Source organism: Methylobacterium currus (genome assembly GCF_003058325.1).
GTDB classification, from domain to species: Bacteria; Pseudomonadota; Alphaproteobacteria; order Rhizobiales; family Beijerinckiaceae; genus Methylobacterium; species Methylobacterium currus.
In genome coordinates this window covers 443,336-458,475 of record NZ_CP028844.1, presented here as the reverse complement: position 1 = coordinate 458,475, position 15,140 = coordinate 443,336, and the positions used below count along the sequence as shown (strand labels likewise).

At 71.1% G+C, this 15,140-nt stretch carries 12 protein-coding genes and 1 pseudogene; 7 read left to right on the top strand and 6 right to left on the bottom strand.

All coding sequences use genetic code 11. The features are described 5' to 3' along the window. Positions 1 to 218: 218 nt before the first annotated feature. Positions 219 to 1,238 (bottom strand): ketol-acid reductoisomerase, encoded by a 1,020-nt coding sequence (gene ilvC, locus DA075_RS32220; RefSeq protein ID WP_099957198.1) that lies wholly within the window; start codon positions 1,236 to 1,238, stop codon positions 219 to 221. A 184-nt stretch (positions 1,239 to 1,422) separates the two neighbouring features. Here ilvC and DA075_RS32215 point away from each other — a divergent pair, with 184 nt between their 5' ends. After that, on the top strand, positions 1,423 to 1,971 hold the full coding sequence (locus tag DA075_RS32215) for a DUF924 family protein (RefSeq protein ID WP_099957197.1): 549 nt from the start codon (positions 1,423 to 1,425) through the stop codon (positions 1,969 to 1,971). 18 nt (positions 1,972 to 1,989) lie between these two features. On the opposite strand, the gene DA075_RS32210 is transcribed toward DA075_RS32215, so the two are convergent. Both DA075_RS32210 and DA075_RS32205 read right to left on the bottom strand, forming a co-directional pair. Beyond that, positions 1,990 to 2,637 carry a glutathione S-transferase family protein gene (locus DA075_RS32210; RefSeq protein WP_099957196.1) on the bottom strand — a complete coding sequence of 216 codons (648 nt, stop codon included), beginning with the start codon at positions 2,635 to 2,637 and terminating at the stop codon, positions 1,990 to 1,992. Positions 2,638 to 2,758: 121 nt separating this feature from the next. Then, on the bottom strand, positions 2,759 to 3,571 hold the full coding sequence (locus tag DA075_RS32205; RefSeq protein WP_099957195.1) for an FTR1 family iron permease: 813 nt from the start codon (positions 3,569 to 3,571) through the stop codon (positions 2,759 to 2,761). Positions 3,572 to 3,848: 277 nt separating this feature from the next. On the opposite strand from DA075_RS32205, the gene DA075_RS32200 reads away from it, so the two are divergent. Beyond that, positions 3,849 to 6,083, top strand: coding sequence for a TonB-dependent siderophore receptor (locus tag DA075_RS32200; protein ID WP_099957194.1), 2,235 nt, complete (start codon positions 3,849 to 3,851; stop codon positions 6,081 to 6,083). A gap of 9 nt (positions 6,084 to 6,092) precedes the next feature. On the opposite strand, the pseudogene DA075_RS32195 reads toward DA075_RS32200, so the two are convergent. Beyond that, a pseudogene (locus DA075_RS32195) lies at positions 6,093 to 9,637 on the bottom strand (molybdopterin cofactor-binding domain-containing protein). Continuing rightward, positions 9,634 to 10,182, bottom strand: a complete 549-nt coding sequence (locus DA075_RS32190; protein ID WP_099957193.1) for a (2Fe-2S)-binding protein — start codon at positions 10,180 to 10,182, stop codon at positions 9,634 to 9,636. The pseudogene DA075_RS32195 and the gene DA075_RS32190 overlap by 4 nt, the downstream one beginning before the upstream one ends. Positions 10,183 to 10,870: 688 nt before the next feature. On the opposite strand from DA075_RS32190, the gene DA075_RS32185 reads away from it, so the two are divergent. The 5 genes from DA075_RS32185 (at position 10,871) to DA075_RS32165 (ending at position 14,335) form a co-directional block, all read left to right on the top strand. After that, a complete protein-coding gene (locus DA075_RS32185) occupies positions 10,871 to 11,428 on the top strand; it encodes a hypothetical protein (RefSeq protein ID WP_123834533.1) in 558 nt (185 codons plus the stop codon). Between the two features lie 183 nt (positions 11,429 to 11,611). Then, a complete protein-coding gene (locus DA075_RS32180) occupies positions 11,612 to 12,376 on the top strand; it encodes a histidine phosphatase family protein (RefSeq protein ID WP_099957191.1) in 765 nt (254 codons plus the stop codon). Next, positions 12,373 to 13,278: an NAD(P)H-hydrate dehydratase gene (locus tag DA075_RS32175; RefSeq protein WP_099957190.1), complete on the top strand. Its 906-nt coding sequence runs from the start codon at positions 12,373 to 12,375 to the stop codon at positions 13,276 to 13,278. Before DA075_RS32180 ends, DA075_RS32175 begins: the two co-directional genes overlap by 4 nt. A 61-nt stretch (positions 13,279 to 13,339) precedes the next feature. Further along, a complete protein-coding gene (locus DA075_RS32170; RefSeq protein ID WP_099957189.1) occupies positions 13,340 to 13,618 on the top strand; it encodes a hypothetical protein in 279 nt (92 codons plus the stop codon). 75 nt (positions 13,619 to 13,693) lie between these two features. Further along, a complete protein-coding gene (locus DA075_RS32165; RefSeq protein WP_099957188.1) occupies positions 13,694 to 14,335 on the top strand; it encodes a glutathione S-transferase family protein in 642 nt (213 codons plus the stop codon). A gap of 4 nt (positions 14,336 to 14,339) precedes the next feature. Here DA075_RS32165 and DA075_RS32160 read toward each other — a convergent pair whose 3' ends face one another. Continuing rightward, positions 14,340 to 15,041, bottom strand: a complete 702-nt coding sequence (locus DA075_RS32160) for an alpha/beta fold hydrolase (RefSeq protein WP_099957187.1) — start codon at positions 15,039 to 15,041, stop codon at positions 14,340 to 14,342. Positions 15,042 to 15,140 lie beyond the last annotated feature (99 nt).

Here is a 15,140-nt window from a genome sequence, read left to right as displayed (position 1 = left end):
GCCGTGGCTTCATCCTGGGCGACGCACCGTCGGAGCCACACAGGTAACCGTCACATCTCGCCGCGGGGGCCGGAGGCATCCCCCGATCTGCGCCGGTCGCGGAATCAACTCGGTCCCCGAGACGATCCGGACAACGCGAACGCCGCGCGGACGGAAGGTCCGCGCGGCGTTCGCTGGATGAGCCGCGGCCCGTCCGAAGGGGCCGCGGCACCGGAATGTTAGTTCTTGGCCTTGTCGACCAGGGCCTTCTCCTTGATCCACGGCATCATGCCGCGGAGGCGCTCGCCGACCTCCTCGATCGGGTGGGCGGCATTGCGGGCGCGGGTGGCCTTGAACGAGGTCTGGTTGACCTTGTTCTCCAGCATCCAGTTGCGGGTGAAGGTGCCGTTCTGGATGTCGGTCAGCACCCGCTTCATCTCGGCCTTGGTCTCGGGCGTGATGATTCGCGGTCCGGTGACGTACTCGCCGTACTCGGCGGTGTTCGAGATCGAGTAGTTCATGTTGGCGATGCCGCCCTCGTAGATGAGGTCGACGATCAGCTTCACCTCGTGGAGGCACTCGAAATACGCCATCTCGGGGGCGTAGCCGCCCTCGACCAGGGTCTCGAAGCCGGCCTTGATCAGCTCGACGAGGCCGCCGCAGAGCACGACCTGCTCACCGAACAGGTCGGTCTCGCACTCTTCCTTGAAGGTGGTCTCGATGATGCCGGCGCGGCCGCCGCCATTGGCCGAGGCGTAGGACAGGCCGAGATCGTGGGCGTTTCCGCTCGCGTCCTGGGCGATGGCGATCAGGGTCGGCACGCCGCCGCCGCGCAGGTACTCCGAGCGCACGGTGTGGCCGGGGCCCTTCGGGGCGACCATCAGCACGTCGAGGTCGGCGCGCGGCTCGATCAGGTTGAAGTGGACGTTGAGGCCGTGGGCGAACAGCAGCGCGGCGCCCTGCTTCATGTTGGCCTCGAGCGAGTCGCGGTAGATCTCGCCCTGCAGCTCGTCGGGGGTCAGCATCATGACGACGTCCGCCTGCTTGGCGGCGTCGGCGACCTCCATGACCTTGAAGCCCTCGGCCTCGGCCTTCTTGGCGCTGGCCGAGCCCTTGCGGAGCGCGATCACCACGTCCTTGACGCCCGAATCGCGCAGGTTCAGCGCGTGGGCATGGCCCTGGCTGCCGTAGCCGACGATGACGACCTTCTTGCCCTTGATCAGATTGATGTCGGCATCACGATCGTAATAGACCCGCATGGCGGCTCCCCCTTGTGCAGATGGCGAGAATTGCGAACGCTCCGGGCGCTGGAGCGGCCGTGCGACGGGCGGCTTGTAGCGGCGTGATTCGCGTCAGGGAATAGGGTATGCGCGCGGACGCGCACATGCCTGCTAGGTTCCGGGCGCGGACAGCACCGATTCACGCAACCGGCAGGGGAGCGGCATGACGACAGCGGCGACGCCCGCCGACCTGGTCGCGTTCTGGCGCGAGGCCGGATTCGACCGCTGGTTCACCGCCGATCCGGCCTTCGACGGCGCCTGCCGGGCCTACCTGCCGCTGCACGAGGCGGCGGCGCGGGGCGCGCTCGCATCGTGGGACGAGACGCCGGAGGGGGCGCTCGCCTTAGTGCTGCTCCTCGACCAGTTCCCGCGCAACCTGTTTCGCGGCACGCCCCGGGCCTGGGCGACCGACGCGCAGGCGTTGGCGGTGGCGGAGCGTGCGCTCGCCCGCGGCCATGACCGGGCGATCGAACCGGCCTTGCGCATCTTCCTCTACATGCCGCTGACCCATGCCGAGGATCTCGGCTTGCAGGAGCGCAGCGTCGCGCTGTTCACCGCGCTCGGACTTCCGGTCCATCGCGAGGCGGCGATCGAGCACCGCGACCTGATCCGCCGCTTCGGGCGCTTTCCCCACCGCAACGCCGTGCTCGGCCGCCCCGAGACGGCGGCCGAGCGGGATTACCTCGCGCGCGAGGACGCATTTCGAGGGTAGACCTCGGCCGGGGCCGACTCACGCCGGCAGCGGCAGCCCCTCGCGGGCGAAGGCGCGCTGCACGGCCGGGCGCTCGGCCATGCGGCGGGCGTGGTCGGTCCAGTAGGGGAACTGGCGGGCCATGTCGTAGCCCAGCACCTGGCCGCGGCCCCAGTGCCAGAACACCAAGAGGTAGGGATCGGCAACGCTGTAATGCTCGCCGACAGCCCAGCCGCCGCGCGACAGGCCGACCTCGATCATCGTCCAGAGATCGGCGCAGGTCTCGCGGCCCTTCGCCTTCACGTCCTCGATCGCCGCCTCGTCGGTGGCGTAGCGCTCGGCCCGGCGGATATGGGCGTAGGCCGGGTGGATGGTCGAGGAGATCCAGGCCAGCCACTCGGCGCAACGCGCCTCTTCCCGCGGATCCTCGGGCCAGAGCTTGGCCTCCGGGTGCCGCCGCGCGATGTAGCGCAGGATCGCCGGGTTCTCGGTCAGCACCCACTCGCCCTCGGCGAGCGCCGGCACCCGGCCCTTCTGGTTGACGGCGAGGTAGCGGCCGCTGCGCTGCTCGGCGGAGGCGAAATCGACCTTCACCGCCTCGAAGGCGGCGCCGGTCTCCTCCAGGGCGATGTGGGGCGCGAGCGAGCAGGCGCCCGGCGAATAGTAGAGCGTGAGCGTGTCGGACAAGGAGGCCTCCCGGCGCGAGCCGCCGCCGCGCCTCGAGCCGTGCGGGGCGGCGGCCTCGACCCTTACGCCAAGCCGGGGCCGGACGGTACCGCCCCGGCGCCGGTTCCCGGGCGGACGAGTCTCAGGCGGTGACTTGCGGGCGGGCTGCCAAACCGGCGCCGGAACGGGCACGCCGCATCACGAGCCAGACGAGGGCGCAGAGCACGATCGCGCCCTGCACGCCCAGGGCCTCCCAGCTGCCGTTGAAGCCGAGCGCGGTGACGAGGTCCGGCACGCCGTCATTGTGCACCGGCAGGATCACCTGCTCCTGGAATTCCTGGATCGCCGCCCCGACCATGCGCAGGCCCATCACGAACAGGAAGGCCGAGGTGATGAGGAAGACCGGCCGCAGGGGCAGCCGCAGCGCCAGCCACTGCATCGCCACGAACACCACCGCGAGGGCCGCCGCCGCGACGGCGAGCCCGCCCAGCAGCGAGGCGTCGAAGCCGCCGGCGGTGCGGGCGAGCGCGTGCAGGAACAGGACCGTCTCGGCGCCCTCGCGGAACACCGCCAGGAAGGCGATGCCGGCCAGCGACAGCACGGTGCCGGCCCCCATCGCCCGCTCGGCCATCCGGTTGATCTCGGCCTTCCAGGCCGCCGGGTCCTGGCGCAGGAACAGCCAGCCGCTCATCGTGAACATCAGGCCGGCGGCGACCACGATCACGCCGGCCTCGATCATGTCGTTGTGGTTGCCGTCGAAGAAGGCCTCGAACACCCAGGCCATACCGAAGCTCGCCAGCACCGCGAGGCCGGCCCCGGCATAGACCGGGCGGATGCGTTCCGCCGCCCCGGCCCGGCGCAGGAACGCCGCCAGCGCCGCCACCACCAGCAGCGCCTCCAGCCCCTCGCGGAACAGGATGGTGAAGGCCTGCACGAAGGTGGATCCGTCGGCCATGGGGTGCTCCTCGCTCAAGCGTCGTCCGATGGGCGCCGTCGCACCCCGTCGGACGCTCTCTTAGGCGAGGCGGGTCCGGCTTTCAAATCCCGCATCTCTGTTTTGTATAATTCTAAACTGACTTAGAACAAGTAAAAAATGTTGCAGGCAGGCCGCAAGCGACGCCAAATCGGCCTGTGTTTTCGAGTCGGTCTAAACGACACGGATTAGATACTTATCGCCGCGATCGATGCGACGTAAGTGATTGTCGTGTCCTCCACCGCTGTTGCGTCAGGTCATGAGCCATCTTCCCCCATTCTCCCGTCCGTCGCGTCGGCTTGACCTGCGCTCCCTGCTCCTCTCCGGGCTGGCGACCGGCCTCGGCATCGCGCCGGCGCTGGCACAGCAGGGGACGATCAAGCTCGACGAGATCTCGGTCACGGCGCCGCAGGCGCCGCGGGTCCTCGGCGCGCCGGCCGATGCCTCGGCCACCAGCGGCGGCGGCGGAGGCCCGAGCGGAGTGCAGGGCTACACCGCCCGGGTGTCGCCCACCGCCACCAAGACCAACACGCCGCTGATCGAGACGCCGCAATCGGTCTCGGTCGTCACCCGCGAGCAGCTCAACGACCGCAACGTCCAGACGCTCAACGAGGCGATCAACTACACGCCGGGCGTCGCCTCGAACGTGTTCGGCTACGATCCGCGCTTCGACGCGTTCTACATCCGCGGCTTCAGCGTCACCAATGTGGGCATCTACCGCGACGGCCTGCGCCAGCCCTCGTCGCCCTTCGCCATCCCGCGGGTCGAGCCCTACGGCCTCGATGCGATCACCATCCTGCGCGGGCCGGCGGGCGGGCTCTACGGGCTCGGCTCCCCGGGCGGGATCGTCGACCTGACCTCGAAGCGTCCGACCGCCGTGCCGTTCGGCGAGGTCTGGCTGCAGGGCGGCAGCTACGACCGCGCCCAGGGCAATTTCGACCTCGGCGGTCCCGTGGAGGGCAGCGACGGAAAGCTTCTCTACCGGCTGACCGGGGTGGTGCGGCAGAGCAGCACCTTCCTGCCCGGCAGCATCGACGACCGGGCGATGATCGCTCCGGCGCTCACCTGGCGCCCCTCGGCGGATACCAGCGTCACGCTGCTGGCCGAGTACCTGAACAACACGGTGCCGGGAAACAGCTCGTTCTACTCCAGCTACGCCGATCCGCGCTTCCAGAAGACCCGGATCTTCTCCGGTGATCCGGCGTTCCAGAACTTCAACACCGAGCAGTACCGGATCGGCTACGCCTTCGAGCATAAATTCACGCCCGACATCATCTTCCGGCAGAATTTTCGCTACTATCACGTCGATGCGGACCTGCGGTACACGCAGATCGATGCCTTGAGCGACGACCTCGCCCGCGCCTCGCGCAGCACCGGGCGGATCGCCAACGTCCTCGATACGATCTCCCTCGACAACCAGATCGAGATCCGCGGCGCCACCGGTGCGATCCAGCACGATCTCGTCGCCGGCCTCGACTACACCTATTCCACCTACAGCCAGCGCATGGGATTCGGCGCCGCGCCCGACCTGCAGATCGGCGGCCTGGTGCGGCCGAACTACGGGGCGCAGTTCATCGCGACGCCGGTGCTCGGGACCGCCACTCGAGTCACCCAGTCGCAGCTCGGCACCTACGTGCAGGACCAGGCCAAGGTCGGCCGCTTCATCCTGACGCTCACCGGCCGGCACGACAGCGTCGCGACCGCGAACGAGACCGCAGCCGACCCGACGAGCCGGGCTGCGAGTTCCGACCGGGCCTTCAGCGGCCGCGTCGGCCTCAACTACCTGCTCACCGACGAGCTGGTGCCGTATGTGAGCTACGCCACCACCTTCGCGCCCCAGCTCGGCCTCGACCGGTTCAAGCAAGCCTTTCAGCCGACCAAGGGTGACCAGCTCGAAGGCGGCGTGAAGTTCAACGTGCCGGGCACCAGCGTCTTCCTCAACATGGCGGTGTTCGACATCACCCAGACCAACGTCCTGGCGCCGGACCCGGTCAATCCGATCCTCTACACGGCGGCGATCGGCGAGGTGAACTCGCGCGGCGCCGAACTCGAGGCGACGGCCAATCTCGGCCCCGGCATCAACGTCACCGCCGCCTACAGCCACGTCGACATCCGGACGACCAAGAACCCCGGCAGCCCGGACTCGGTCGGCCTCGCCCTCTCGGGCATCCCCGGCAACACGTTCCGGCTGTTCGCGACCTACGCCTTCCCGACCGCGTCGCCCTTGAGCGGCTTCAGCTTCGGCGGCGGCGTACGCTATGCCGGCACCAGCCCGGCCAACGACGTGATCGGCAGCTTCCGCAACTCCACCGTGACCCTGTTCGACGCGGTGGCGGCCTACGACTTCGAGCGGATCGACCCGCGGCTGAAGGGCATGCGGGCGCAGGTCAACGTCTCCAACCTCCTCGACCGCAACTACTTCAACTGCCAGGCCGGCGCCTGCTACCGCGGCCAGCCGCGGCAGATTCTGGGAAGTTTGATCTATCGGTGGTGAGGGCGGTCCTCACCACCCGGCATGCGGCTTCAATCCGCGCACCCGCGCCACCGCCGCCTCCAGGCCCTGCCATTCCGGCGCGTCGGGCGCGTAGCGGGCGCGGGTATAGGCGACGACCTCCGCGACCTGCCGGTCGGTGAGGGTCTCGCGAAAGGCCGGCATCGCGGCGGGGGGCGCCGAAGGGTCGGGATTCGGGAAGCGCTCGGCGGCGGCGGCAACGCCGTTGAGCACCGCCTGGATCAGGTTGTCCGGGTGCGCGCTGTGCACGGCCGTGACGAGGCCGAGCGGCACCAGCTCGCCGCCGGCCCCGCCCTCGTGGCAGGTGGCGCAGGCGCCCTGGAACAGAGCGGCGGATCCGGGCGGGACGGCCGCAGCTGCCCCGACGGCCGGCCGGGGCGCCGCACGGGCGAGGCTCGCGAGGTAGACCGCCATGGCGCGGATGTCGGCGTCCGGAAGTGGCCCCAAGGAGGCGACCACGTCGGCCATCGGCCCGGCGGCGCTGCCGTGGCGGGGCGAGCGGCCGGTCCTCAGGTAGGCGAAGAGATCGTCCTCGGTCCAGGGCAGGGGGGAACGGGACAATCCTGAGAGCGCCGGCGCCTCCCAGCCATCGGCGAAGCCGCCGGTGAGGTGCGCCTCGCCCCGGCTCTCGGCCCCGAGGGCGTTACGCGGGGTATGGCAGGCGCCGCAATGGCCGAGCGCCTCGATCAGGTAGGCGCCGCGGTTCCAGTCCGGGCCGCGGGCCGGATCGGCGAAGGCCGGCGGGCGGTGGAAGAGGGCGTTCCAGCCCGCCATCAGCGGCCGGATGTCGAAGGGGGAGCGCAGCCTCGTCTCGGGGACCGTCGCCGCCACCGGCCCTTGCGCCATCAGGTAGGCGTAGAGCGCCTGAAGATCGCGCTCGGAGATGCCGGCGAAGCTCGGATAGGGATGAGCCGGATAGAGGTGGTGCCCGTCCCGGGACACGCCCTCGCGCATCGCCCGGGCGAAGGCGGGATAGGACCAGGCCCCGATGCCGCTGCCCGCATCCGGCGTGATGTTCGAGGCGTAGACGGTGCCGAACGGCGTCTCGAGCCCGCGCCCGCCCGCGAAGGACCGGCCGTCCGGCCCGGCGTGGCAGACGAGGCAGGCGCCCGCCGCCGCGACGAGGCGCCCCTGTGCGATCGTGGCGGCCGCGTAGGTCGCCGGGTCCGGCCGCTCGATCGCCGGATAGGCCGGGCGCCAGGGCAGGAGGGTGGTGGCGAGCGCCAGCGCCCCGGCGCCGGCGCCGAACAGGCCGGCGAGGAACCCGCGGCGCCGACGCGGGACGGCGTCCGGCCCGGCGATCCGCGGCGGGTTGAGGGCGGCGCGCACAGACTCGGCCGTGAGGGGGAGTTCGCGGAAGCGGATGCCGGTGGCGTCGAACAGCGCGTTGGTGATCGCCGCCGCGCTCGGCACCGAGGCCGATTCGCCGGCTCCCAGCGGCGGCTGGTCCTGGCGCGGCAGCATCAGGATGTCGATCTCGGGGATCTGCGGAAAGGCGAGGATCGGGTAGCTGCCCCATTCGCGGCTCGTCACCCCGGTGGCGTCGAAGCCGACCGATTCCTTTAGCACCCGGCTCGTCGCCTGGATGACGTTGCCGTGGATCTGGTGGCGCACCCCGTCCGGGTTGATCATCAGCCCGGAATCCTGGCCCACCACCACCCGGGTCACCGCAACCTCGCCGGTGACCCGGTTGACCGCCACATCCGCCACCCAGGCGGCCCAGGCCGCCGCCTTGCCCGGGAACGGCCCGTGGACGTAGACCGCATAGGCGAAGCCGCGCCCATACAGGATGTCGCCGGAACCCCCGTGGGTGCCGGGCCTGGTATGCGGCACCCAGGCGGCCCGCTCGGCGACCGCCCGCACGAGGTCGGCGGCGCGGGGATCGGGCAGGTAGCGCAGGCGGTATTCGATCGGATCGACGCCGGCCGCGCTGGCCAGCTCGTCGATGTAGGATTCGTGCGCGAAGGTATTCGGCAGGGCCGAGACGCCGCGCAGCCAGGAGGCGCGGGCGATCGGCGGCATGTCGTGCACCGTCACCCGGGCATGGCCGAAGGCGTAAGGCGGCACCGCCGTGCGGTCGCCCATCGGGTACACGGCCGGCTGGCTCGAGACCTTGCCGGTGAGGATCAGCGCCAGGGTCGGGGCGCCGTTCGAGGGGTAGCGGGTCTCGAAGTCGTAGGCCGCCGGTCCCCCCTCGGCATCGAGGCCGCCGCGCACGTCCATCACCTGGGCCGCGCCCTTCGGCTCCCAGGCATGCTCCTGCTCGCGGGTGAGCTGCACCGCACCGGCCGGCCGACCGCCCGGGCGAGGAGCGCCGCATCGGCCGCAACGTCGTCGGCGCAGTTGCGGCCGTAGCAGCCCGCCGCCTCGTGGCGCTCGATCGCGATCCTCTCCTCGGCCATGTCGAGGAGGAGCGCGAGGTCGCTTCGCAACACGTGCGGGTTCTGGGTGCCGGACCACACCACGAGGTCACCGTCACGGAACTCCGCCACGGCGCAGGACGGCCCGATCGAGCCGTGCATCTGGTAGGGCCAGACATAGGTGCGGTCGAGCCGCGCCTGCGCATGGGTCAGCGCCCGCTCGACGTCGCCGCGGTCGAGGAGCTTGCGCGCCGTCGCGGGATTGTCGCGCAAGGCCGCCTCGGGCCGGTTGAGGTCGGGCAACGCCGCCCAGGGCCGCCAGGTCACGGACAGGCAGCGCGCCGCTTCCGCCGCGTTCTCCTCGCGCTCGGCGACCACGCCGACGAAGTCGCCGACGACCACCACCCCGACGAGGCCCGGGATATGGGCGACGGAGGCCTCGTCCACCGAGGCCAGCCTCCCGCCGAAGGCGATATCGACCCCCGCGGAGGGCGGCCGGACCACGCGGCCATGCACCATGCCGGGCACCCGCACGTCGTGGATGTAGGTCCAGGCGCCGACCGCCTTGGCGGGGATGTCGACCCGCGGCACCGGCCGGCCGACGAGGGTGTAGTCCGCGACCGGCTTCACCGGCGCATCGGGATCGAGGGTCAGCTCGATGCGGTCCCCCCGCACCAGCTCGCCGTAGGACACGCCCCGCTCCGGCTCCGCCGCGACCCGAACGGTCCCGGATTCGACGGCCAGCTCGGCGACCCCACGGTTGAGCCGGCGCGAGGCCGCCTCGACCAGGTGGCGGCGGGCGGTGGCGGCGGCCTGGCGCAAGGGGATGGCCGCGATCTGGATCGTCTCGCTCGCGATGGTGCCGCCCTGGTCGGGGGCGGTCGCGGTGCTGCCGAGGTCCATCGCGACCTGGGCCAGCGGCACGTCCAGCTCCTCGGCGACGATCTGGGCGAGTGCCGTGCGGATGCCGGTGCCGAGATCGACATGGCCGTTGAAGGCGGTGACCCGGCCCGCGCCGTCGACCGCGAGGTAGAGCGCGCGCTGCGGCCCCGCCGCCAGGGCGGCTCCCGGCGCATCGCCGAGGCGGGGCGGCCGGCCCATCGTCTCGCGGTAGACGAGCAAAACGTCGCCCGCCTCCTGCCAGTGCCGGCGGCGCGCGGCGGGGTCCCGGGTCATGCCTCGTCTCCCCGGGAATGGGCGCGCATCCGCATGGCCGCAGCCCGCACGGCGCGCAGGATCTCGATATGGGTGCCGCAGCGGCACAGGTTGCCCTGGAGGCTCGAGCGGATCTCCGCCTCGCTCGGGTCCGGGTTGGCGGACAGAAGCGCCACCGTGGTCATGATCATGCCGTTCAGGCAGTAGCCGCATTGCGCGGCGTTCTCGGCGATGAAGGCCTCCTGCACCGGATGCAGCCGCCCGGCCTCGCCCAAGCCGTCCGGGGTCAAGCCCTCCAGGGTGGTGATCCGGCGACCGACGGCCGCGCGCAAGGGAATCGCGCAGGAGCGCAGGGCCCGGCCGTCGACCAGCACCGTGCAGCTGCCGCACTGGCCGAGGCCGCAACCGTATTTCGGGCCGTTCAGCGCGAGGTCGTTGCGCAGGACGTAGAGGAGGCGGGTGCCGGGCGCGGCCTCAACCGCCACGCTCCGGCCGTTGACCGTGAGCACGTGGCGCGAAGCCGTCAGCCGCGCGTCGTTGGCGATCGGCCGCCGATCGTCCTGCATGTGGTCCCGCCCCGTCCCGGCTGTCCCGCCGGCTGCCCGTAGTTCTCACAGATTTCGGCGGGAACCGGAACCGGGCCCGCCTGCGAAATTTGCGGCTTGCAAGAGCTTGGCCAGGGAGCTTGGCCAGGGAGCTTGGCCAGGGAGCTTTGGCAAGGAGTCTGGCCAGACGGTTCGGCCGGGCGGGTGGGCCTCGGGCGCGCTCCGACGGCCGTCGCCCATCCGAGGATCGAGGCGGATTTCGCGTCGGGATCGGGCGAGCGCGAGAGGCCGGCCACACTCAAACGGGCCACGGCCGATCGGCCGGTGTGAAGCCTGGCTCTCGGAGACGGTAAAATCGATCTTGATCTGGCAGGCGCCGGAGTTCGTTCGATATGATGCCCCATATTCGGCATTCGATGCGTCGTTCCGGGGCTGCGCTATTGGACCCGGAATGACGAAGCACACGTGTCGGAGATCAAAGCCGGCGGCGTGCCCCGTCCGTGTCGCACGCCTGCGGTTCTGGACTGCAGGTTCCGCTGCGCAGTTCCGGAATGACGCGGAGAGTGCTGATTATTGATATGTAAATCAAAAAACGTCTTGACTTCCTATTTATTGAACTTGTGAACTTAAATTTGTTAATGAATTACAGTTACATCAATGCAACATTTCATAAAAATCAAACAAATATCATGATATTGGAGGATGAAGAGTGTCCAGCGATATCACCCAAAGCAGTACGCCGGAGGGCGAGCCCGAGATGGCGACGATCGACGAGGTCGGCGCCGGAACGGGCAGCGTCACCATGGGCGAGGACGGCGTTGCGGTCTCGGTCGCGCAGGCCGAGACCGTCCCCGATACCGCGCCGCCGAGCATGTTCCGCCCGACCATGCGCGATGTCGAGGCCTCTGCCTCGCAAACTGACGGCGTGACCGTCAAGCCGCAGCCGATGATGCCGGATGTCCCCCTCGGGGGCGAGACCGCGCCCTTCGCCGAACCGGACGCGACGGCGGATCAGGCCCTGATCCTCGGCCCATCGGAGCAGGGGGAGACCACTGGCACGGAGATACCCGTCGCGGAGGCGGAAGGCGGCACGCCGGCCGTCTTGCCGACGGAGGTTCTGGCCGACGGCACCAACCTGTTCGGCGACCGGGCCGCGATGTGGTCGGGCGATCCGTCCGAGGTCGGCGCGGGCTACAGCCTCGATCCGCCGCATGACGAGGTCTGCTTGTGCAACGAGATCGCCGTGACGGCGGGCGCGGAGGTCTGACGCCCACACGTCCCTGATCACGCGTCCCTGATCCGGCCATCATCCTTGGTCTTCCGGGCGGGGAGCGGGGAGATCGTCGCGACGACGGGCGGTCCCCCCGCGCATGTCAAACGCCGCAGGCCCCGAGCGCTTGCGGAGCGCCGCGCTTCCGCTAGCTCCCCGAGACTTAAGGGGAGTATGTCTATGCAGCAGCGCTGGCCGGACCGGATCTGGATCGTGCGGCACGGCGAGAGCGCCGGCAACGTCGCCCGCGACGCGGCGCACGCGGCCGGGCACACCCATATCGACATCGCCGAGCGCGACGTCGACGTGCCGCTCAGTCCCCTCGGCGAGCGCCAGGCTGCGGCAGTCGGCCGGTGGTTTTCCGAGAAGCCGGCATCCGAGCGGCCCGACGTGGTGCTGACCTCGCCCTATCGCCGGGCCGAGGCCACCGCCCGGCTGATCCGCGATGGCGGCGGCGTCGCCGACCCGCTGCTCGACTACGTCGCCGACGAGCGCCTGCGCGAGAAGGAATTCGGGGTCCTCGACCGGCTCACCCGCGAGGGCATCACCCAGATCCATCCCGAGCAGGCCGAGCTGCGGCAGCTCCTCGGCAAGTTCTACCACCGGCCGCCGGGCGGCGAGAGCTGGTGCGACGTGATCCTGCGGCTGCGCAGCGCCCTCGACACCGTCTCGCTGCATTACGGCGGACGGCGCGTGCTGGTGGTCGGCCATCAGGTCGTGGTGCTGTGCCTGCGCTACCTGATCGAGGGGATGACCGAGGACGAGATCCTGCAGATCGACCGCGAGGGCGACGTCGCCAATTGCGCGGTCACCGAATACGCCTTCGACCCGCACCGGGGCAGCAGCGGCAAGCTCGTGCTCCAGCGCTACAATTTCGTGGCGCCGCTGACCCGGGCCGGCGCCCCGGTGACGGCCGAGCCCGACGCCACCGGAGCCGCCCGATGACGCGAGAGACGACGATCCGCACGATCACCGCCGAGACCCTGCGCAGCCTGCCCCTGCCGGATCCGGCGGGCGGCAGCAAGGAGGCGCGCGGCAGCGCCCTCGTCATCGCCGGCTCGGTCGAGGTGCCGGGGGCGGCGATCCTGGCCGGCACGGCGGCGCTCCGGGCCGGCGCCGGCAAGCTGCAGATGTCGATCGCCGCCGGCACGGCGCCGCATGCCGCGCTCGCCGTGCCCGAAGCCCTGGTGGTGCGCCTGCCCGAGGGCGAGGACGGCCACGTCGATCACGCGCAGGCCGCCGAGGTGCTGCTGCCGCGCACCGAGCGCGCCGCCGCGATCCTGATCGGCGCCGGCATGGTCTCGGGCGAGCCGACCCGGGCGCTCACCGCCGCCCTGCTCTCCGGCCCGGCGCAAGGACCCTTCGTCCTCGACGCGGCGAGCATCGACGGGCTGTGCGAGCAGGCGCAAGCCGTGCGGGCCCGGGGCGGCCGGGTGGTGCTGACCCCGCATGCCGGCGAGATGGCGCGCTGCCTCGGCTGGGAGCGCGATGCCGTGGAGGCCGACCCCCTGGCGGCGGCGCGCCGGGCGGTCGAGCTGCTCGGCGCCGTCGTGGTGATGAAGGGGGCGGAGACCTGGATCGTCGATCCGGCGGGCGATGTCTGGCACTACCGCGGGGGCGGCGCCGGGCTTGCCACCTCCGGCTCGGGCGACGTGCTCGCCGGGATCATCGTCGGGCTGCTCGCCCGCGGCACGACACCCGCCGAGGCCGCCGCCTGGGGCGTGTTCCTGCACGGCGAGGCGGGGCGGCGCCTGGCCCGGAGCTGCGGCCCGATCGGCTTCCTGGCGCGTGAGCTGTCCGGGGAGGTGCCGGGGCTGATGCGGGACGTGGCGGAGGGGGCGATCTGAGCGGTGAACCCGGGCGGCTTCCGGGTGTTGGGGAAGCGACCGCTTCCGCATGGACAGGCCGATGACCAGGACCGCCCTCACGCTCGCCTTCGTTTTCGGGCTCCTCGGCGCCGCCGAGGCCCAGACCGCCCGGATCCCGCCGGCGAGCGACGCCGTCGGCGCGCCGGGCCCCGGCACCGAGACGCCGCCGCCCTCCCGGCCGACCCGGAACCTGCCGGGCAATCCGAGCGGCGCCTCCGTGCCCGGCACCAATCCGGGCGTCTGGATCGGCGGCAGTCCGACTGCGGGCCCGCCCGGGTCCGGCGGCACGGCGGGCGGGCCGGCGGCGGGGAACCGCTGAGCGACGCCGGCCCAGGGCCGACGGAATCGGCCGTGAGCCGGCAGCCACCCCTTCCGACCGTCAGGAGAGCGTCCGGTGCTGACGATCCACCATCTCGGCCATTCGCAATCCGAGCGCATCCTCTGGCTGTGCGAGGAACTCGGGCTGCCCTACGACCTGAAACGCTACCAGCGCGATCCGGTCACCATCCTGGCGCCGCCGGACCTGCGGGCGCTCCATCCCCTTGGCGCGGCACCGATCATCGAGGATGACGGGGTGGTGCTGGCGGAATCGGCCGCGATCGTCGAGTACGTCATCGTCAAGCACGGGAACGGCCGGCTGCGGCTCGGGCCCGATCATCCCGACTATGCCGCCTTCCTGTACTGGTTCCACTTCGCCAACGGAAACCTGCAACCGGTCGTCGCCCGGCTGATGATGGTGAACCGCGTCGGCTTGGGGCCCGATCATCCGGTGCAGGCGGCGGTCCAGGGGCGGCTCGACCGGGTCATGGCGCTGGTCGAGGCGCGGCTGTCCGAGGTGTCCTACCTGGCGGGCGACGACTTCACGGCCGCCGACATCATGAGCGTGTTCTCGCTCACCACGATGCGCCTGTTCCAGCCGATCGATCTGGCGCCCTATCCCGCCATCCGCGCCTACCTGCAGCGAGTCGGCGCGCGGCCTGCCTATCGACGCGCGATGCACAAGGGCGATCTCGACCTCGCGCCGATGCTGGCCTGACGAGTCACGCCTCCAGCCATTCCCTGAGCAGCGCGCTCGTCTCGTCCGGCCGCTCCAGCGGCGGCAGATGCCCGCATTCGGGCAGGACGTGCAGGCGCGAGCCGGCGATGCCTTCGTGGATCTCGCGGGCGAGCGCCGGCGGCGTCAGGACGTCGTCGGCGCCGACCGCCACCAGGGTCGGCACCCGGATCGTCGCCAGGAACGGGCGGCTGTCGGGCCGGTCGAGGATCGCGCGCTGCTGGCGCACAAAGGCCGCACCGCCGACCCGCTCGGCCATCGCCTTCACGGCCTCGCCCACCGGCCCGTGCACATGCGAGGCATGGACGAGCTTCGGCAGCAGGCGCGTCGTGACCCCGGCGAAGCGGCCGACCTTGAGCTGATCCATGCCCTGGCGCCGCGTGGCGGCGCGCTCCTCGTTCTCCGGAGCGGCGGCGGTGTCGAACAGGGCGAGCCGGGTCACCCGCTCGGGCGCCTGGCGCAGGATCTCGAAGGCGACGTAGCCTCCCATCGACAGGGCGACGAGGCCGAAGCGCGGCGGCGCGACCGCGAGCGCCCGCCGCGCCATCGCGGCGACGCTGTCGTCGAGGGTGAGGTCCGCCACCGCGGCGGCGGTCCGGTCGGCGAGCGCATCGATCGGCGCACGCCACAACACCGCGTCGTTGAGAAGCCCGGGCAGGAACAGGAGCGGGGCGAGATCCGTCGTCATGGCCGCCCCTATGGCCGGATCGGCGGCCCGGCGCCAGCGGGGCCGTTCGGGAGACGATGAGAAGCGAGGGGAGAGGAGGAGCCAGCGCCTTTCCTCTTC